This is a genomic window from Flavobacterium hibisci (assembly GCF_020026925.1).
GTDB classification, from domain to species: Bacteria; Bacteroidota; Bacteroidia; order Flavobacteriales; family Flavobacteriaceae; genus Flavobacterium; species Flavobacterium hibisci.
On sequence record NZ_JAIQDW010000004.1, the window covers coordinates 282,421 to 301,262 of the forward strand.

The 18,842-nt window shown below is 34.5% G+C and carries 18 protein-coding genes; 5 read left to right on the plus strand and 13 right to left on the minus strand.

The window, feature by feature from the left end; translation table 11 throughout:
• Positions 1-75 precede the first annotated feature (75 nt).
• Together K8B81_RS06890 and K8B81_RS06895 are read right to left on the minus strand one after the other, a co-directional pair.
• Positions 76-1,893 (minus strand): hypothetical protein, encoded by a 1,818-nt coding sequence (locus tag K8B81_RS06890; RefSeq protein WP_223680236.1) that lies wholly within the window; start codon positions 1,891-1,893, stop codon positions 76-78.
• Positions 1,894-1,897: 4 nt separating this feature from the next.
• On the minus strand, positions 1,898-2,710 hold the full coding sequence (locus tag K8B81_RS06895; protein WP_223680238.1) for a hypothetical protein: 813 nt from the start codon (positions 2,708-2,710) through the stop codon (positions 1,898-1,900).
• Between the two features lie 268 nt (positions 2,711-2,978).
• Here K8B81_RS06895 and K8B81_RS06900 point away from each other — a divergent pair, with 268 nt between their 5' ends.
• The 3 genes from K8B81_RS06900 (at position 2,979) to K8B81_RS06910 (ending at position 5,713) form a co-directional block, all read left to right on the plus strand.
• Positions 2,979-3,641 carry a hypothetical protein gene (locus K8B81_RS06900; RefSeq protein ID WP_223680240.1) on the plus strand — a complete coding sequence of 221 codons (663 nt, stop codon included), beginning with the start codon at positions 2,979-2,981 and terminating at the stop codon, positions 3,639-3,641.
• Between the two features lie 641 nt (positions 3,642-4,282).
• A complete protein-coding gene (locus tag K8B81_RS06905) occupies positions 4,283-5,056 on the plus strand; it encodes a sensor histidine kinase (RefSeq protein WP_223680242.1) in 774 nt (257 codons plus the stop codon).
• Positions 5,057-5,059: 3 nt separating this feature from the next.
• Positions 5,060-5,713 carry a response regulator transcription factor gene (locus tag K8B81_RS06910; RefSeq protein WP_223680244.1) on the plus strand — a complete coding sequence of 218 codons (654 nt, stop codon included), beginning with the start codon at positions 5,060-5,062 and terminating at the stop codon, positions 5,711-5,713.
• Between the two features lie 315 nt (positions 5,714-6,028).
• Here K8B81_RS06910 and K8B81_RS06915 read toward each other — a convergent pair whose 3' ends face one another.
• Together K8B81_RS06915 and K8B81_RS06920 are read right to left on the minus strand one after the other, a co-directional pair.
• On the minus strand, positions 6,029-7,393 hold the full coding sequence (locus K8B81_RS06915; protein ID WP_223680246.1) for a hypothetical protein: 1,365 nt from the start codon (positions 7,391-7,393) through the stop codon (positions 6,029-6,031).
• 144 nt (positions 7,394-7,537) lie between these two features.
• Positions 7,538-8,614 carry a calcium:proton antiporter gene (locus tag K8B81_RS06920; RefSeq protein WP_223680248.1) on the minus strand — a complete coding sequence of 359 codons (1,077 nt, stop codon included), beginning with the start codon at positions 8,612-8,614 and terminating at the stop codon, positions 7,538-7,540.
• Positions 8,615-8,759: 145 nt separating this feature from the next.
• Here K8B81_RS06920 and K8B81_RS06925 point away from each other — a divergent pair, with 145 nt between their 5' ends.
• Positions 8,760-9,161: a DoxX family protein gene (locus K8B81_RS06925; protein WP_223680251.1), complete on the plus strand. Its 402-nt coding sequence runs from the start codon at positions 8,760-8,762 to the stop codon at positions 9,159-9,161.
• Positions 9,162-9,260: 99 nt separating this feature from the next.
• On the opposite strand, the gene K8B81_RS06930 is transcribed toward K8B81_RS06925, so the two are convergent.
• The 8 genes from K8B81_RS06930 to K8B81_RS06965 form a co-directional block, all read right to left on the minus strand.
• Positions 9,261-9,626, minus strand: coding sequence for a hypothetical protein (locus K8B81_RS06930; RefSeq protein WP_223680253.1), 366 nt, complete (start codon positions 9,624-9,626; stop codon positions 9,261-9,263).
• Positions 9,627-9,748: 122 nt separating this feature from the next.
• On the minus strand, positions 9,749-10,132 hold the full coding sequence (locus K8B81_RS06935) for a hypothetical protein (protein ID WP_223680255.1): 384 nt from the start codon (positions 10,130-10,132) through the stop codon (positions 9,749-9,751).
• A gap of 9 nt (positions 10,133-10,141) precedes the next feature.
• Complete coding sequence (locus K8B81_RS06940; protein WP_223680257.1) at positions 10,142-10,681, minus strand: hypothetical protein; 540 nt, start codon at positions 10,679-10,681, stop codon at positions 10,142-10,144.
• A 358-nt stretch (positions 10,682-11,039) separates the two neighbouring features.
• Complete coding sequence (locus K8B81_RS06945; protein WP_223680259.1) at positions 11,040-12,323, minus strand: bile acid:sodium symporter family protein; 1,284 nt, start codon at positions 12,321-12,323, stop codon at positions 11,040-11,042.
• A gap of 115 nt (positions 12,324-12,438) precedes the next feature.
• Positions 12,439-13,101: an aspartate/glutamate racemase family protein gene (locus tag K8B81_RS06950; protein ID WP_223680261.1), complete on the minus strand. Its 663-nt coding sequence runs from the start codon at positions 13,099-13,101 to the stop codon at positions 12,439-12,441.
• The gene (locus tag K8B81_RS06955) at positions 13,098-14,480 is read right to left on the minus strand and encodes a four-carbon acid sugar kinase family protein (protein ID WP_223680263.1); all 1,383 of its coding nucleotides are present in this window, start codon (positions 14,478-14,480) and stop codon (positions 13,098-13,100) included. Before K8B81_RS06955 ends, K8B81_RS06950 begins: the two co-directional genes overlap by 4 nt.
• Entirely contained in the window at positions 14,480-15,721 is a 1,242-nt protein-coding gene (locus K8B81_RS06960) for a ribulose-bisphosphate carboxylase large subunit family protein (protein ID WP_223680266.1), read from the minus strand. The genes K8B81_RS06955 and K8B81_RS06960 overlap by 1 nt, the downstream gene beginning before the upstream one ends.
• A 131-nt stretch (positions 15,722-15,852) precedes the next feature.
• A complete protein-coding gene (locus K8B81_RS06965) occupies positions 15,853-16,215 on the minus strand; it encodes a DUF2200 domain-containing protein (RefSeq protein WP_223680268.1) in 363 nt (120 codons plus the stop codon).
• Positions 16,216-16,402: 187 nt separating this feature from the next.
• Here K8B81_RS06965 and K8B81_RS06970 point away from each other — a divergent pair, with 187 nt between their 5' ends.
• On the plus strand, positions 16,403-17,659 hold the full coding sequence (locus K8B81_RS06970; protein ID WP_223680270.1) for an MFS transporter: 1,257 nt from the start codon (positions 16,403-16,405) through the stop codon (positions 17,657-17,659).
• Between the two features lie 322 nt (positions 17,660-17,981).
• Here the strand turns inward: K8B81_RS06970 and K8B81_RS06975 are convergent, their stop codons facing one another.
• Positions 17,982-18,728 (minus strand): hypothetical protein, encoded by a 747-nt coding sequence (locus K8B81_RS06975; RefSeq protein ID WP_223680272.1) that lies wholly within the window; start codon positions 18,726-18,728, stop codon positions 17,982-17,984.
• Positions 18,729-18,842: the final 114 nt, after the last annotated feature.

Below are 18,842 nucleotides of genomic sequence, written 5' to 3' on the forward strand. Positions count from 1 at the left end.
GTTTTTCGACTTGCCCCAATTTTATTTTGATTTATTCAGATTATTTTTTATCTATTATAAATTGTATCATACAAATTATTCATCTACCGGATTGAAGCTTTTGATTGCTACTTTGAAAACGATTCCAACAGAAATCTGTTTGGTGAAATTAATCGCCCCTTCTCTGTTTTTGTTAAACAAATCATCTGCCTGAACAAATAGGCCACCGGCAATAGTACCGCTTTTTTTATTAAAGGAATAGAAGCCGAGTCCTATAGACGTATTAGGTTTTAAAGTTTCAGAATTGCTGTAAAAATTATGTCTTATGTAGGGATTAATACTTAGCAATAGCCTGCTTTTTTTCATTTCTTCTTCAGAGGCGTTGCTGTCATAAAAAGGAACTAACCGTACATAATCAAAACTAAGCGTATATTTAAAAAAGGTGTCAAAAGGTCCGGATAGTGCTTTGAACTCGGTTCCAGTCGTGATGTTGGGTGTTACAGAAGTATCTGTTGTTTCAAATTTATAAGTCGTACTTGTTAAATCTTCGGCATTAGAAGTCCTGTTCATGGCCAGATTGAGCCCTAGAAAATTATAGCGCTTAAATTGTCTTGTGTATCCTAACTCAAGCCTGTATCCCTGAAAATTTTTACTTTCAAAGCGATCTGCAATTGCGGTACTGCTGTTTGCTAAATCATATTTAAATGAACTGCCTAAAAATCCGGCTTTAAAATACATTAAATTTCTCAGAATAGTATATGTGTTTCCTTTAGCAATTTGTAAGTCTGCAAACATATCCGTGTTATTATTTTCTAAAAAAGATTTATATGCTTCATACGCATTCATAATAGACTCTTTTGAATAAGTTGTTCCTTTTTCTTTAATTTCAGATAATTCAGATAAATTATACATACTAGCTTTAAGTGCATCCTCGATTGTGGTTTTAGCATTTGTCCATGTTGCAGCAGATTCTAAATCTTTAAAATCTTCATATTCGATTTTCAGATTTAAAGGTTTAATATGTTCACTTTTTAAGTAAGCATCAAAAAGGTCAATATTTGTACGTAATTCTTTAGAATCAACTTTATTTTGTTGATTTAAAATGTCGTTTATATTTACTGTGGCATTATATTTAGTGATAGCGGCTTGTATAACCGGAATCTGAGCTAACATTTTTTTTAAGGTTTCAATTCGTTCTTCAATAGCATGTATTTCTTTAGCCTGATCCATAAAGCCGCTCTGTGTTTTTATGGAAGAGATTTTGTTATTAAGACTCTCTATTTTATCTTCTTTAGATTTCATGCTCATAAAATGTAATAAATCATCTTTCTTGCCTTTGTCTATAATTTTTGCTTCTAATAAATGGTTTATGACTTTTTCTATATCAGCAATGAGATCTAATTCTTTCTTTGAGTTTTGACCTGTGTAATTGTAACTTTTGGTTACATATTCATCCAGTTTTTTACCTTCAATATATGATCTTTTGTGCCATCTTAAACCAATTAATCCAGAAATGGAAGAACTAGTAAGTAATTGTTCATTGCTAATCAGTTGTGTTAGACCATCAGAAGACCTTCCTTTTAAATCAACACCATAAATAAATCCACGTTTTTTAAAAATTGATTCTTGTGTTTTCCAGGAATCTATTAACATTGACTTGTATTGCTCTATGTTTTCACTTTTTAAACGGTTCAATTCATCACTATTGTAAGGAATCTGAATGGCATTTGGATCCTCTTTTTTGAAATGCTCCTGATAAAAATTCAGAGTTACGACCTTATCTGTGAAATCTAAATTAAAAGAAGCGGAAGGCTGTACAATAGAACTAAAACCCTCCTTATCCTGCCCTAAAACCTGGGCATATAAGCTGCCATAAAAAAGCACAGAAAAAATAAGTAATATATGTGTTTTCATAATATTATAAGTTTCCAAGTTGAACATATGCACTATCCCTGTCGCTTACCAATTGGCCGCCACTTTGCTTTCTTTTTTTGCCATTTGAATCTATAATTCTGGAAATTTTAAAAGTCCATTCAACAAATTCACTCTCCTTTTCAACATCAATAGAAAAAATATTATCATACAACGGAACCCCGCTGTAAGATCCTGTTGACGATGATTTGGTTTTTCCGTTTATTGTTATCGAGTTAATTTTATCAGCAGGACTAATTTCATAATCAAAACTTACGGTTGTAAAGCTATCAGATGCATATAGACTTCTGGCAAGACTAACCAGATAATCGTCTCCTGCATTATTTTGGATTGCACTACCAGTAACGAAAGCTCCTCTTAAGTTTTCAGAGAAATCCTCAGTTGTTGCTGTATTTCGGGAAAGAATAGCAGTGCTTAGCTTTACACCTTTAATTTTTTCTTCCTCTGCTGTTTTTTTAGCATTATCAGCTTCTTTTTTGGCTTTATCGGTTTCCTTTTTTGCCTGATCTGCATTTTCCTCTGCTTTTTCTGCTCGTATCCTGTGTATGTCTTTTCCAAAAACATAGCCTAATGCAGCAAAAACAATGGCTTCGATTCCAGAGAATAAGTACAGCATTCTGTTCCAGTTTGTTTCTTGCGTCACACCTGAATTATAAAGCATAAAAGCAATAAAAATGAGATAAACTATTAGAATTATAACAGCTAAGATAAATTTTTGTGATTCTGATGTATTGCTTTTTGCAATTGCTAATGAATCAGTTTCCTGATCGTCTTGTTGGTTGTTTTCTGTAGTTTTCATAATTTATTGTTTAGGTTAATTTTCATTTCAAAACTACTTCAGCCTGTAATTTTGCTGCTTAGGTAAACACCTAAAATGGATATAGTTTTATGCCTAATGATTTGGATTTTAGCCGGATGTGATTTATTTGGAGGAAAATCGCTATTTTAGCCGATATGTTAATTGATAGGGTAAAAATCTAATAAAATAGGGTTTTACCCAACTATATGAAATTGGGTAATTGTAAAATTTGAAGTATAAATTATTAACACCTTAAATAACTTTAATCATGAAAAAATGTACCCTAATTTTAATGGCTGTTTTAACCATTACAGCGTGTAAAAAAGAAAAAGAAGACAGCCAAGTCGCAACTATTGAAGCTAATGTAGAGAAGCCAGCTTCCACAATTGATTCTTTGACTTTAGATGACTATTACCAGTTACCCAATACTGAAGAAAAAGCGAAATGGTTAAAACAGCATGGTGATAGAGTTAAACGTAAAATATTAGAAGAAGCGGTCTTAAAAGATCATAAAGTAATAGGCACTGTAACTAATCAAAAAGGAAATTATGTTATTACCTGGGGAAAGCTTAAAAAAATTATTAAGAATCATGGATATGATGCCTATTTAAATGTAGAATATAAAGGAGATAAAATTGATTCATTGAAAATGGTGCCTGAATATATTTCAAAAGTGGGGGGTCCACATTATCGTTTTTCTACAACTTTAATAAGAAGTCTTGCAAAAGAATATGCTAAAAATAATGATAATGCCGAATTTTATTTCAGTTTTGCTACCATAGATAAATCTCCAGAGCATGTCGTTATCATTCAGGTCAATGAAAATCCTAGCAACAGAAAACCTGTCAATACCACGCCATATTATGATTATTCAACAGACCCTAAAAAAAAGAATCATGATCCTACTCCTGAACTTAATATACCATTGTAAATAAAATTGAATATATTAGATATCATAAATCCAATAAAAGCATGCGTTTTAATAACGCTGCTTTTTGCTTTATGTAATCTTCGCTGGAAAATTAAAATGCACCGATATGTACTGTATATTCTTTTTATAGTTTTTTTTACGGAATTAATAAATTCTATTCTTGTATATAATAATTTGCCAATTCGAATACCTTTTAATATCAGTATTATTTTTCATGATATTTGTTGGATGCTGGCTTTTAAAGAAACCTTAAACAGAAAAAAAATATCAAATATTATACTGTCCATTTTTATTCTTTTTTCTGTTATCAATTTTATAGTTATAGAAATAACAGACGAATATAATTACTACACCTTTGTTTTTGGTGCTATTTTATATGTCTCACTTTTCATTTATGAAAGTTATAAGCATTTAAAAGAAGAGAATTTAATGTATTTTATATCTAATAATTATCTGCTTTTGTTTGCACCCGTTTATTTCTTTTTTGGTATGGGGTTATTGTTAGGATTTAAACCATTAGGAGTTACAAAAATAATTTTATTTGGTCAGGTTACATTATATGTCTTCATTGTTAATATAGTTTGTATCGCCTATTATACTTTAATTAATATTTACATCTACAGAGAAAAAAATAATTACAAATGAATCAAGTCGTAATAGGGATAATAATAGCCTTTATTTTTATTGGTTTAATACTGTTTTTTTGTGTTATTCTGATTCGTCTTTATTTTAATAAGATAAAAAAATACACAGAACTTCTGCATCAGAAAGATCTCGATTTCCAAAAAGGAATTACCCAAACTGTAATTGAAACGCAGGAGCAGGTACTCAATAATATTTCTCAGGATCTTCATGATGATGCCGGACAGCAATTGACCTATATTAATTTTCAGATAGAAAATATTAAACTGGATTCTCCTGAGCTTCAAAAAACATTAGAACCATTGTCACAATCCGTTACTAATTTATCACAATCAATAAGAAGTATCAGTCATGCCTTAAATGGTCAATTATTATTGCAGCAAGATGTGATAAAAGCTATAGCTGCAGAAATAAAGCGATTGCAAAAAAACACCAAAATTGACATTGTATACTCTTTTGAAGAAATCGAGGTGAAGAAATTTGATGATAATGAAAAAATAATCATTTACCGCATTTTTCAGGAATGTATCAATAATGTTTTTAAACATGCCAAAGCTTCTAAAATGAGTATTTTGATAACAACCAGTCCTGATTTTAAAATGATAATTGCAGATAATGGTAAAGGATTTGATTTTGCAGATAAAAAAAGCAAATTGTCTTTAGGATTGCTAAACATGATTAACAGAGCTAATAGCATAAACTATGTTTTAGCTGTAGAAAGCCAAATAGGATCTGGCACTAAAATTACCCTTTCTGAAAATAAAAGAATCTAAAGTATGGAACAGACTACTATTTGTATAATCGATGATCACTCTATTGTAAGACAAGGTTTGAAAGAATTGCTGTATAAAATGGGAAATTACAAAGTGATACAGGAGTTTGATAATGGTGGTGATTTCCTGCAGGCATTACCCATAAACCCGTCTCCACATATCTATATTCTGGATTACTCCATGCCTCACATGAACGGTATTGAAGTATTGCAGGCACTTGAAGAAAAGGAAGAAGAGTTTAAAGTATTATTGTTGACACAGCACCTTGACGAGCAAATAATCGATGCGGCTTATCATCATGGCGCCAGAGGATTTCTGCATAAAAATTGTACAGCTCACGATTTGAAATTTGCTATTGATAACATTATTAAAATAGGGTATAACAACGTGTCTGAAATTCTTAAGCGTGTGCGCAATTATGATAGCAATAACGAAAAAAAGGAAAATATTGTTTTAACGCAGCGTGAATTCGATTTCCTGAGGCTAGTTTGTGATGAAAGGGAATTAACCTATGAACAGATGGCCGAAATTATGAATCTATCAATAAAATCCATTGAGGTTTACAGGGCTGCTTTATTTGAAAAATTCAATATCAAATCAAAAGTAGGGCTTGTGTTATTTTCTTTTAAACATCGTCTGACAGAACCGTTTTTATAATTTGGACAACTTTATAAAAATAATCCCCTTTGTCTCTCCATATAAGACTTATAAATTTTCCATCGATAGATACCTATTTAAAAATAGTCTTTATCATTGAGTTTAGTATCTTAGATATAAAAAGGATGATGGCATCTATAAACTCTTAACCTAATTAGTATTCGAGTCTTAAAAAAAACTATTTTAAACGTTCGATTACAGGCTCTGACACGCCACCAAAAAAAGAGGCTATCCTGAAAAGACCGTTTTTTTATGATTATTTTTGAGTTATTTTTATCAGTAATAGAATCCTATATTGATTGATAAATATCCAAATTAATCCCCGCCACAGCCTCCGCAGGAACTTCCACACGAACTGCCGCAAGAGCTCCCGCATGAACTTCCACAGGATGATCCTCCACCAAAGCCTGAATTTCTGTCCACATACCCTGTTAAAGGCACAAAAGAACTCGCTAATATTATATTGCCGTAAAGAAAATAATTCCATTGCCAGTCATTTTCTGCTTGAGTGTTTATTTTATCCTCTTTAAAAGATTGCGGAATTGTATTGCTAAACAGGTAATTTATTATTTTATTTAAATAAAAATTGGAAATTATTACGACAGCAAAAAGTACAAAAACGAGAAAAGTTACTGGCTTATCCCTTGAAATTCCGGAAATAAGTCTGCTAAAACCAATGCTTAAAACGAATCCAATAATGAGCATCGCAATTTGTATGACCTTAATAAATTGTTTAGAATTGGTCATTTTTTGTCTAATTCTGACTAGCGCTTTTTCGATCTGTTCAAATATTGGTTTTTGTGCTATTATTTTAAACAATTGAGGATAATACATTGGTTCGTATTCTTTCATGATCTCAATAACACAATTTTCGTATTTATCATCGGTTAAATTTTCATCAATTAGATTTAATCTGTTATTTCCTAAAACCTCAATCTTCTTATTCATGATTAAATTATTTACAACGCCATGAATAACAAATTGCAACTTATTATTTTGAAGAAAAACAAGTTCAAAAGGGCTAAGATTTACTAAAATTGGATTTGATTTTATATCGTCATAAAATGAATTGAAGGCTGTTTTTACAAAACGCATCAGCAAAACAATTACAGCCACAAATAATAAAATATAAAAGATCAAAAAATCAGGATTCCCGATTTGTATTAAAACAGGTTTTACAAAGTAATAAACCGGAAAAACAAGAATTACGAATAATACCAAAAACACTTTTTTTAGTGAGTCAATTTCAATTCTGGCCTTGTCCAGATTAAAAGAGTCGAGTTCATTTGAATATCCCCAGATTTCTTTTGGCTGCTTTCCGAAATTCCCTTCATACAATTCCTTTGTTCTTTCTTTAGCTTTATGGAATTTTTCTGCCTCTAATCGATTGTGAGTTGACGGAATATGTTCAATTCTTTTAGACAAAAGAGAACAGAAATCAGAATAGGAAGTGGTAAAAATTAAGTGTTGATGCCAGACAATATCTACAATTTCTGAAGGTGAAACCATTTCATTGACAACAGCTGCGAGATACATGAACTTTTTATATTCAATAATGGCTGTTTTCGCAAAATAGATTGTCCATTTATTTTCAAATGCCAGCCTTGTCAAAAATCCATATTCGTCATTCGGATTATCCAAATCAAACTTTAAAATTTCTTCCCAAAGTATTGCATTCATCAATATTATCTGTTTTTTCTATCTGCTAATATATAATTAATTTTACTACAAAAATAAATTACTTATTGCATACAAATTCAAATGATTTGCGATGTAAAACTCATTAAACAATACTTTAAAAAAAGACTTTCTAATTTTCTATCATCACGGATATATCATCAAAAATATAAAAGCAAATAAATTTACCAGAAGTACTACTCCGTAAACAATATTCGATTTTCCTTTACTTAATGACAACATTACAGTAAATACCGACAATGCCAGCAAGACAATAGACTTGATATCAAGGCCCAGAATAATTGGCATATCCATCATAATGCAAACTGCCGCTACGCTTGGAATTGTTAAGCCAATACTCGCCAAAGCAGAACCCAAAGCTAAGTTTAAACTCGTTTGCAGCCTGTTTTTTCTTGCTGCTATGATTGCTGCAATTGCCTCGGGAAGCAAAATTATGGCGGCAATAACAACTCCTACCAGTGCTTTTGGCAGACTATAGCTCACAATAATACTTTCAATTGTAGGGGATAGTGTTTTTGCCAATAATACCACAATTCCTAAGCTTACTAAAAGAAAAACAAGACTGGTGTAAAACGTCTTGTTATTGATTACCACTGGCTCAGCTATGTTTTCATTTTCATCATCTCCAATAGTCAGGAAATACTGTCTGTATCTTGTCGTTTGCGCAAATAAAAAAGAGCCGTAAATAACGAGGCAGGCCCCTGAGGCAAAAACAAGCTGTGGCACGGAATAATAAGAACCGTGAACACTTTCAGTAAACGTTGGAAAGACCAATGTAAACACAATAATAGATACCAGTGAAACCAAACCAATAGTTACAGAAGAAGTTGAAAAATTTTGTTCGTAATGCTTAAGACCGCCAATAAGAAGGCATAATCCAATGATCCCGTTAAGAATGAGCATTGTCGCAGCATAGACAGTATCTCTTGCGAGAGAAGCCGCTTCTGATCCTTCTGACAACATTAAAGAAACAATAATGGAGACTTCAATAACTGTTATCGAAATGGCTAAAATAATAGTTCCATAAGGCTCTCCCACTCTTTCTGCTATTATTTCAGAATGGTGTACGGCCGACATAACACTAAGAATAAGCAAAATACTTGCTACAATTTGAAAAAAGCTGCTTCCGTCAACAAGTCCGCTAAAAAAAAGAATCCACGCTAATATTGGAATGATGGTTGTCCACTGAAGTAATTGTTTCATTTTGTATGTTTTTAATATTCAATTGTATTATCTAATCCACTTTTTATTTTCCCCAAGATAAAACTTTTATTTTTAAATCATGCTGTCATCATAAGGACAAATTCGATATATTTGATTCTATTAACAATCTAATGAGTAAAAAAATATGAGAAAAAACAACGATTTAGGATTATTGATACTCCGTATCACAGTTAGTATTTTAATGTTCCTTCATGGTATTTCGAAATTTGGCGGAAGTTTAGAATTCATTAAATCGATGCTTGCTGAAAAAGGCATTCCTGATTTTATTGCATATGGTGTATTGGTAGGAGAAATACTGGCGCCTATTGCTATTTTAATTGGCTTCAGAACCAGAATTGCAGCTGCAATATATGCTTTCAATTGTTTGGTTGCCATTTTGATCGCCCACAGTTCTGAAATATTTTCTATGGGAGAACACGGCGGATGGGCTTTAGAATTACTTGGCCTGTATTTATTTGGCGCCCTGACTTTATTCTTTACAGGAGCCGGTAACATTGCGGTTTCAAAAAGCAGTCAATGGGATTAACACTATTACTTAAAATAATATTTTATAAAGTGCATAAATTACAAAACCTCCTAAGTCATTGATTTAGGAGGTTTTATTTTAAGATTTATATTTCGTTCTTTAGATCTTATCGAGCGTTATTTTCATTTCTTTATTTTCTAATATGAGTTTATCGCCTGTAATTGTGCTTTCACACGGATAAGGTGTTCCCGTTTCATCTTTGATAACAAGGCTCTTTCCTCCTTTTGTTAAAGCATAAGTCCCGTCTGTTATTTCCCTCTGTAAAAAGCCTGTCACGTGACCATCTTTTGTGAAGGTTAACTTTCCATTAGCCAGAATTTCAGTTTTTGCAGAATCCGAGAGTGGCATCTTTGCTTCTACTGCGGTAATTTTCCAGGAGTTCACCAGTTTATTACGCCCGTTACATGAAACCATTAATACGGCTAATAATACAATACCATAAATAAATAGGTTAGATTTTTTCATGATTTTAGATTTATAGGTTAAACAGCAAACAAGTTACAAAAAAAACAAATCCAAAATATTTAAAATCAACTATTTACAACAGAAAACAAAAGCAAGATCTTTTTTTAAAGAACAACTAAGCTTCAATTAAACTTAAAAATATCTTCATATTTCAGATAATTTTTTCTGCTTATCACATATAAGGGAGTTCCATTTTCATCCCTGATGAGACCTACACTTTCATCATTTGATTTAGGGAAATTAATCTGGTATCTTCTTCCGTCAGACAATTGGATTCCGTAAGTTGAAACTGAGTTTTCAATTTGTACAGAATTCTGACTGTACTCAAATCTTTCTTTTTTGCCGGAACTTTTTCTAACCGTAAAATCTTTTGCATTAAAGAACAATTCAAATTTTTCACCTTTGGTATCTGTTGCTTTCCAGGAGCCGCGATAGGTGTCTGATCCGCTACAAGCTGTTAAAATCACGGCTAAAATTCCAAAGAGGGCAATACTAATTTTTTTCATCTAATTTGTTTAATTATCCAGGTTTAAGGACTGTATCCTTTTTATTCTTATTCCAAAAAAGCAATCATCCATGCATCCTTTTGGCACATACCCACAAGTAGAAATCAGTCCATTATTTTTTGATTCAAAATATACTGCAACATCTTTCTGTTTAACAAGCCATTCTTTTTCTGCCTTGTTATAGATTTGGTCTAATGTCAAAGCCTCTGCAGCACCTGAATTTTCATGACTGTTTATTTGATTTTCTTCTTCAGTCCATTGCAATGGGATAGTATCCGGAATATTTTCAGTATTTCCGATATATTTAAAATGGCGCCGGATTACTTTTCCGTTTGATACAGTTATTGCAGTTTCCCAGCTATAATCCAGAAAAACACTACCTCCCGCCACTATATACTTATAGGAGTTATTTGATGATGCTTTGAAATCCAGCCACGTTTTTTGGCTTTTTTGGAAATCATTCTGATAGTTCAATTCATCTTCTGACGAGCAGGAAAATAGTAAACAGCTGATTAGTACTAGTGCAATACAGTAAATTTTGGTTTTCATAATTTTGAGGTTATGGTTCACATAGATAGATGGTAATCAAAGTATTTAGTTGCGTTATTTTTGCAATTATCTGCTTAAAAGTTACAAATCATAATATTTAGAAATAACAATAACAACACTCAAATCTAAATCAAGAATATGTTTTTATTTATTAAAATTCTAAATTTTATTTCAACCCAAATTTTCTCCTGAAAACCAATCTGCATAAGGGATGGGAATGGCATCCTTTTGTTTCCTTCTTTAGGAAACAAAAGATATAATGGACAGCCTCCCGATAGTCATCGGGACAAGCTATATAGCCCAAATTACCAAACTGACTCCCATAATAAACGCCATCTCAAATAGCGCTTTTTATTTTCTAATGTGTATCTGGAGTAGTTTCATCTTCGGGATTGCCTATTTTTCGCCAGTAGTTAGCCAATAGCGAGCCGGAAACATTCATCCAGGGGCTGAATACTGCTGACGCCAGGCCAACTGTTGCCAATTTGCCCATGGAGCCGGCAAGTCCGGAAGCCATTCCGCCGTTTTGAAGACCGACTTCGAAAGCGATTGTCTGGCTGCTTTTTTTGTCGAGACCGCTTAACCTGCTGAGCCAATATCCGAAAAAGTAACCCGCTCCATTGTGGAGAACTGAAGCAAGGAAAAGCAAAAATCCAATCTGAATAAGATTATCCCTTCCTGCAGCAGTCGTCACCAATGTAAAATAGATAATTCCAAACATCGAGAAATACGGCATAATTGCATCAATTTTTAGATAAAAATTATATAATAAATGATACATTGTTCCTGCAATAAAAGCGCCACAGCTAAAATTTACGATTTCTAAAATATGAGCTAATGGTGTGTCTTCAACTATAGCAAATGAATTATGAAGAAAGATAACAGCAACCAGCCAAATCGCCGAAATTAGAGTTAAAACATATATCCTCCTTTTTGCGACAGCTCCATAGTTTTTCAGGATATCGTGAATCATGGCTGCTGCCAAAGGAATAAGTACAATTTTGATAATTTCCATCATCATAGTAAAAAAATGCACCTCAACCAGAGTCCCTGCGAATATTTTCATCAAAAATGGTGTCATGATTGGTGCTGCCAAGGTTGACATTGCGGTTACGGTAACAGACAATACAAGATTTCCTTTGGCAATATACGTCATCACGTTCGAAGCTAATCCGCTGCTGCATGAACCAATCAGTATGATTCCTGCGGCGATTTCAGGTTCAAAGCCAAATGTTTTGGCAATTATAAAACCCATAACCGGCATGATGGTAAAATGACCAAGTAAGCCAATTAAAACTCCTTTGCCTGATTTTCGGATACCGGTAAAATCCTCAATGCTCATTTGCGTTCCCATTCCGAACATCACCAGCTGAATGATAATCAGAATCAGCCATTTGTTTCGCATATCGAAACTGCCTACATGCAGGAAAAAATCGGGATAAATCAATCCGGCGCAGACTGCAGTAATAATCCAGAAAGTATATTGGTAACCGCTTATTATTTTCACATGTCCTGCTCCAATGGCAATACTTGAAAAACCTGAAATCAATCCGATTTTCCATAGTATATCAATTTGCTGAAACCAGCCGAAACCAGCTGTAATAAAAAATATTGGAACAAGCCAAAGAAAATATTTACGCATACTAAAGATTATTAAAACATATTATTATTCTTTTTTCTTAAACCATATAAGAAAATATAAGCAGCCTGCATAAATGAACTTATATCACTTATATGGTGAAAATTTAATCTGTTTGTTAGAAATAAAGCTCTGCCAGTTTTTTCATTGCTATGGCGGGACTTGCCAAAATAGGTACGAGTTTTTCTTCGGCGCTTAAACCATCCACTACTCTCGCCATTGAGGCCTGTGCCAAAACGATTACATCTACTTCTTTCATTAATTCTTTCAGGGCTTTGGCTACCATTTCGTCATGCTTTGGAGCATCTCCGCTCATTAAAGCTTCAAAAGCACCTTCGCATAATTTGGATGAAATCGTTACATCTTTTCCTGCCAATTCGGCTCTTCTTCTCACCAGATCGCTGGTTGGTTCAAGTGTTGTTGGTAAAGTGGCAATCACGCCAATTTTATTGCTGATCTGTACCGCTTCATCGGCCATTGCCTGATCTACGCGAATCACCGGAACGGTACTCAAAGTCGCAGCAGTTTCAATCGCTACACCAATCGATGAGCAGGTTACTAAAATTACATCAGCACCAGCAGATTCTGCAAGCTTAACGTGACTTACCACCCTTGCAGCCGTATTGGGCATTAATTTTCCTTTTTTAATTACATCTTTTATCAGGCTGTCATCAACTATATTGAAGGTTTCCGCCCCATTTAAAAATTCATTGCTTAACTGCTGAAACAACGGAACTAAAGTTGCCGATGTATGTACAAAACCTAACGTTTTTGCGCTCATAATTTTTCTCCTTTTAATACTTTTATAAAATAATCGGCGGTACCTACCTGTCCGCCTTTAAAATTCATTTCTATTCCATTAACCCATTCATTGTCTGAAACTGCCTTGCAAAGCGGAGCTCCCGGAGCAATTGGCGCTATCATTTCCAATGCCAGAATATCCAGTTCGGATGCTGCGTAACTTGATGTATCGCCGCCTGCAAAGAGTATTCTCTTTAGCGGAACTTTTTTTAGTACTTCATTCGTTATCTGCCCCAGAACACTTCCGTAAATTGTACTGCACTGCTTCTGAATCTCATTTTCTGTGATTCCATTCGTCTTAAAATAAGACCCTGTTTCAGCAATCCGCGGATCGTCTGAACCGGTACTGGTATGCAGAATTGTACTTTTTCCGTTATAGAAATTGACAATAATCCGGGCAACGGTTTTTTCTATAATTTCCTGTTGATACTGACTATCTACTGTTTTGCTTTCTAATGGAATTTCGAGAAACCCATTTTCCAATGCATATTCAATTTGTCTGGAAGTGACCGGAGAACAACTTCCCGATAAAACCAATAAAGGCGATACTTCTCCCGCTGGCTCAAACTCAATTTTGTTTCCTATCACATTATTCCTTTTCCAGTCTAATCCCAACGCCATTTCAATTCCTGATGAACCTACTGAAAACAATGTTTTTTGAGTTGCCAATTGATTAAAAACACTTCCAATGGTTTTGAGGTGTTCTAAATTGAAACCGTCAAAAAATAATATTTCCGATTCATTATTGACTACTTCTTCTAAAACTGCCGAAGTACCTTTTTCAATGGTCGTCAGATTCACAAGACTAATTGATTTTTGCGTTTGTTTTGCCAGATGCAAAGTCAAATCCCCTTCTAATGCTGGCGTCACGGGATGTTTACTCATCGAAGGATGGCGGTCGATACGGTAGATTTCACCATTTCCGATAGTTCCCATTCGGGCAAAAAGATTTCCGAATACACAAAAACGTCCTAAATGTGGTGCCGATGGCGAAACTAAAACCATTTTTTGATTAAAAACTTCGCTTCCGATTTCGATTGCTTTTCCGATGTTGCCGACATGTGGTGCAGAATCGAAAGTGGAACAGACTTTATAATGAAAATGATTGGGGGCAAAAATTTTCAGATTTTCAAAAGCAGTATAAAGTTCTGTTTCCATTTCCGATGGTGACATCGACCTGCTCTTTCCGGCCATACCAATAGCCTGAATTTCGGGAAAGCGGTCTAAATCTTTTTGATTCGGTTTTTGCAGAAAGAGTATTGTTTTTACTCCGGCCAGCGTCAGAAATTCCAAGGCATCAGTCGAGCCTGTAAAATCGTCGCCATAATAAGCCAATAGTAATTTTTCTTTCTGGCTCATTATTTCGAAAATTTCTTTACCGATTCGGCAAATTCAGGATATTTTATTGCCGTTTCTTCTACAGACAACCCATCAACAGCTCCTGTCCAGGCTTGCTGCAAGGCATTTACTCCGGCTTTTGGTCCCATTGGATGTGCCAAAATTCCACCACCAGCCATATACAGCAAATCGGTGGTTTGGGTTCTTCGGTAAGTTTCTACGGCTTGTCCGCCCCATTGTCCGGAAGAGACTACTGGTAATATTTCGTATCCGCCTAAAAATGGCTTTAAACAGGATTTTATTGAAGTCACTACCGAATCATCCGATTCCCAAAACTTATTCTGGATTCCGTTGACGTGCAACTGATCAACGCCTGCCAGACGCTGTATTTTTTGATACGCCGGAAATTCAATTCCTAACATCGGGTGTCTGTTCAGCATTCCCCAGCCATTTCTGTGACCGTGAATAACGAGTTGACCACGATCGCAGATTTTCTTTGTTCCTGAAAGACCAACGCTATTAATGCTGATCATAGCACAGCTTCCTTTTTCCTGCTGAATCAAATCGTATTTTCGCTGCATTTCGTCAATTTCATCACTGATATTGAACGCATACATTACTTTTTTTCCTGTTTTTTGTTCGTTGTCGCGAATCACTTTCATAATCGCCTTTACACGGTCATCAAATAAGGAATTCGCTGCCGATCCCATCAATTCATCGTCTTTGATGAAATCGATTCCCGCTTCGATCAGGGTTTTTACCAAAGATGCCGTTTCCTCAACGCTCATCCCGATACTTGGTTTGATGATGGTTCCAATCATTGGTCTGTCGCCCACTCCACAGGATAGTTTAGAACCTTTGATTCCGAATTTTGGTCCGCTGTAATGAGTTGCGAAAGAATCCGGGACTTCGAAATCCATTAGTTTCAAACCGGTAAATTGTGTGATTTCGTATAGATTCCCTTGTAAAGTGCTGATCAGAACCGGCAGATTATAACCAAAATTCTCTATCGACCAACTTACTTTTACTCTTGCTTTCTGGTATTTTTTTCCCGGAATACTGCCTCCCGGAATGGAAGGTTCGCCTGCTAAATCCAATAATTGGATATCCTCTACCCGCGCGGCAAAACGTTTTTTCAATTCTTCGGTTTCGCCCGGCACCGACACAAATGTTCCCGATGACTGCTCGCCTGCTAAAACTGCTGCCGCCTGTTCAACTTCATAAGGGGTTTCAATAAGATACTCCGCAAAAACTCTTTCCATTGTTCTTCATTTTTTAAAGAAATTCTAAATAAATGAATTTATGGGGAGTAAGTGTCCTGCTGTGTGCTGTATGAAAGTAATTATTTTAACGAAATAAAAACAAACCCTCTCTTATTTTATGATAAAAAATATTATGCACGTAAAATCTTTTCTATTTTTTTGCCTTTTGCCAGTTCATCTACCAATTTATCTAAGTAACGTACCTGACGCATCAGCGGATTCTCAATTTCCTCAATGCGGTATCCGCAGATTACGCCACTAATAAGCGAAGCATTAGGATGAAGACTGGCTTTTTCGAAAAAATCTTTAAAGGTTATTTTTTGATCAATCAATTCTTGCAATTTCTTTTCGTCATATCCCGTCAGCCATTCGATTACCTGATGCAATTCGGCTATGGTTCTGCCTTTTTTCTCCACTTTAGTTACATAATGCGGATAAACCGAAGCAAATGTCATTTGGGCTACACGTTCATTTTGTTTGTCGTTAGGTGTCATAAGCTTTTTTGAATTACATTAATGTGATTATCAATACGAATATAACAGTTTCCTTTTAAATTTTGTAACAACATATACTCCTTTCTATAGTTTATCAAGGCATACATCACATCGAAGTTAGAAAGCAAAACAATTCTTTCCTCTGCGTTTGAATTTGTATATTCGCCCATTATTTTGAAAAAAGAGAATGATTGCAAAATTGAATGAAAAAAAATCCTATCCATGGATTGTGGTTGGCTTGTTGTGGTTTGTAGCTTTATTGAATTATTTAGACCGACAAATGCTTTCGACTATGAAGTCAGCCATGATGAATGACATTCCTGAATTGGCTAAAGCCGAAAATTTCGGTCTTTTAATGGCGATTTTCCTTTGGATCTATGCGCTTATGAGTCCTGTTTCCGGAATTATCGCGGATCGGTTCAACCGAAAAAGAATCATCATAGCAAGCCTTTTTATCTGGTCCGGGGTAACTATGGCGATGGGTTATGCCACCACTTTCAATCAGATTTATATTTTGCGCGGCATTATGGGTTTTAGTGAAGCTTTTTATATTCCGGCTGCCTTATCCTTAATTGCCGATTACCATCAGGAAAAAACACGCTCTTTTGCGATTGCCATTCATACCACCGGAATTTATTTAGGACAGGCGCTGGGTGGTTTTGGAGCCACTGTTTCTAAGCATTTTTCGTGGCATTTCAGTTTTCACTCCGTAGGTTTGCTCGGTGTGCTTTACAGTTTAGTGCTGATCTTTTTTCTACAGGAAAAGAAAACGTACTTTGTTGATCCTGCAAAAAAATCATCTGTGAGCTATGAATTCAGGCAGATGTTTAAAGGATTGGGAATCTTATTTGGTAATATCTCCTTTTGGGTTTTGCTCTTTTATTTTGCTGCACCAAGTTTGCCGGGCTGGGCGGCCAAAAACTGGTTACCCACTTTATTTACTGAAACTTTACATTTAGACATGTCACTGGCAGGACCAATTGCAACGGTAACCATTTCAATGTCTTCTTTTTTTGGTGTTTTAATTGGTGGTGCTATTTCAGACCGATGGGTGATGAAACATCTTAAAGGAAGAATTTACACCAGCGCTATCGGATTGTTTTTGACCATTCCGGCATTGTTTTTATTTGGTTACTGCTGCGACAAAGCAGCTATTATTTTTGGCGCTATACTTTTCGGACTTGGATTTGGAATATACGACACCAACAATATGCCCATTCTTTGTCAGTTTGTTGCGCCTCGCTACCGTGCTACCGGATACGGAATTATGAATTTCGTAGGTATTTCGGCCGGAGCTGTGATCACCGAATTTTTAGGAAAAGCTGCAGATAATGGAGGGATGAGACATGTTTTTGTACTGCTGTTGTTTGTAGTGTTTACTGCGATTGTTCTGCAGCTGGTGAGTCTGCACCCAAAGACTATTGATATGACGGAGGAGGAATGAGGGTGGAAAGTGTAAACCTAAATTAAACTTTTAATTTATGAAGCAGAAAGATTAGGTGTTTCAGTGAGTATTGTCCCGCTCTTCGCTGCAATCTTGTATGCCGAACACCAACACACAAGAATTTCCATTAGAATCGGAGCTAAGAAACAATACCATCTTGCTTTTAGTAATCATTCTAAAAAAACAAATAAGAATAGAGTTTACATTGTTTTTTTTGAGGATCCAAGACTTTGCCTTTATTGAATTTTATAAAACCAAAAAACACAGAGTTGGGTTATACTTTCATACGATCCTATTTTATTTTATAGTGATTTAATAACTCTCATTCAATAATTTCCATCAACTCAAATGATACTTTTTCTTCTTTAGTAATGCTATTTTTAAGAGTATTTTTAATAATTACTGCAGAAAAACTTTCTCCAATCTGGAATTCTTTTATCTTTTCTAAAAAAGACATAGGAAATAATACTTTAAAAGTTTTACCTTCATTATCGTCAATTTCAAGCTGTCCTTTTAAACTTTGCATAACCAATGTACCTGAAATTTCTATTTCTTCTGGGGTAACGGTTTCAATTTTTGAAATAGAATTATTAAGTTGTTTTATTCTATCAAAATTCCCTTCCCATTTAAAAATTTTTGAATTTGGCGAAGACCATTCTAAATCAAATTCTAAATGGTTACTAATGCTCAAATTCAATATTTTGTTTAATTTTTTAATTCCTGCCCCGCCATATTTTTCAGACTTGTCCATTAATTCAGAGTCATTATGCACGTTTAACAAGTCAAAAGTATTAATCAGAGCATTTTCTATCATACTATTACCAAATAAATCTGGACTGTTGTTACCTGTCACTAAAATGTGTGTTGAACCAGGAACTAATCTGTCAAAACGTAAATCAACAGTGTTTTTAATCAAGGCTAATATTTTTGCACCGCCTTTATTACCGTATTGGTATTTCCTAGATGATTCTATAATACAATCGGATAAGCTTTTAGCAAATTCACCCAATAAATCTAAAGGTAGCTTTCCAACATTTGCAACTTTACCTTTCAAGCGGTAGTATCTCACTAACTGTGTAAGTTAAAAAATGATGGGGTTATTAAACCAGCATCATTTTTTTTTTAACTTTAACATTTACACAGTCTTATGAAAAAAGAAGATTTATTATCAGATGAATTTTTA

Bases quoted from the DNA above. Each gene is read 5' to 3' on its own strand.
- K8B81_RS06890 (WP_223680236.1), bottom strand. From the start codon at position 1,893: ATGAAAACACATATATTACTTATTTTTTCTGTGCTTTTTTATGGCAGC.
- K8B81_RS06895 (WP_223680238.1), bottom strand. From the start codon at position 2,710: ATGAAAACTACAGAAAACAACCAACAAGACGATCAGGAAACTGATTCA.
- K8B81_RS06900 (WP_223680240.1), top strand. From the start codon at position 2,979: ATGAAAAAATGTACCCTAATTTTAATGGCTGTTTTAACCATTACAGCG.
- K8B81_RS06905 (WP_223680242.1), top strand. From the start codon at position 4,283: ATGAATCAAGTCGTAATAGGGATAATAATAGCCTTTATTTTTATTGGT.
- K8B81_RS06910 (WP_223680244.1), top strand. From the start codon at position 5,060: ATGGAACAGACTACTATTTGTATAATCGATGATCACTCTATTGTAAGA.
- K8B81_RS06915 (WP_223680246.1), bottom strand. From the start codon at position 7,393: ATGAATGCAATACTTTGGGAAGAAATTTTAAAGTTTGATTTGGATAAT.
- K8B81_RS06920 (WP_223680248.1), bottom strand. From the start codon at position 8,614: ATGAAACAATTACTTCAGTGGACAACCATCATTCCAATATTAGCGTGG.
- K8B81_RS06925 (WP_223680251.1), top strand. From the start codon at position 8,760: ATGAGAAAAAACAACGATTTAGGATTATTGATACTCCGTATCACAGTT.
- K8B81_RS06930 (WP_223680253.1), bottom strand. From the start codon at position 9,626: ATGAAAAAATCTAACCTATTTATTTATGGTATTGTATTATTAGCCGTA.
- K8B81_RS06935 (WP_223680255.1), bottom strand. From the start codon at position 10,132: ATGAAAAAAATTAGTATTGCCCTCTTTGGAATTTTAGCCGTGATTTTA.
- K8B81_RS06940 (WP_223680257.1), bottom strand. From the start codon at position 10,681: ATGAAAACCAAAATTTACTGTATTGCACTAGTACTAATCAGCTGTTTA.
- K8B81_RS06945 (WP_223680259.1), bottom strand. From the start codon at position 12,323: ATGCGTAAATATTTTCTTTGGCTTGTTCCAATATTTTTTATTACAGCT.
- K8B81_RS06950 (WP_223680261.1), bottom strand. From the start codon at position 13,101: ATGAGCGCAAAAACGTTAGGTTTTGTACATACATCGGCAACTTTAGTT.
- K8B81_RS06955 (WP_223680263.1), bottom strand. From the start codon at position 14,480: ATGAGCCAGAAAGAAAAATTACTATTGGCTTATTATGGCGACGATTTT.
- K8B81_RS06960 (WP_223680266.1), bottom strand. From the start codon at position 15,721: ATGGAAAGAGTTTTTGCGGAGTATCTTATTGAAACCCCTTATGAAGTT.
- K8B81_RS06965 (WP_223680268.1), bottom strand. From the start codon at position 16,215: ATGACACCTAACGACAAACAAAATGAACGTGTAGCCCAAATGACATTT.
- K8B81_RS06970 (WP_223680270.1), top strand. From the start codon at position 16,403: ATGATTGCAAAATTGAATGAAAAAAAATCCTATCCATGGATTGTGGTT.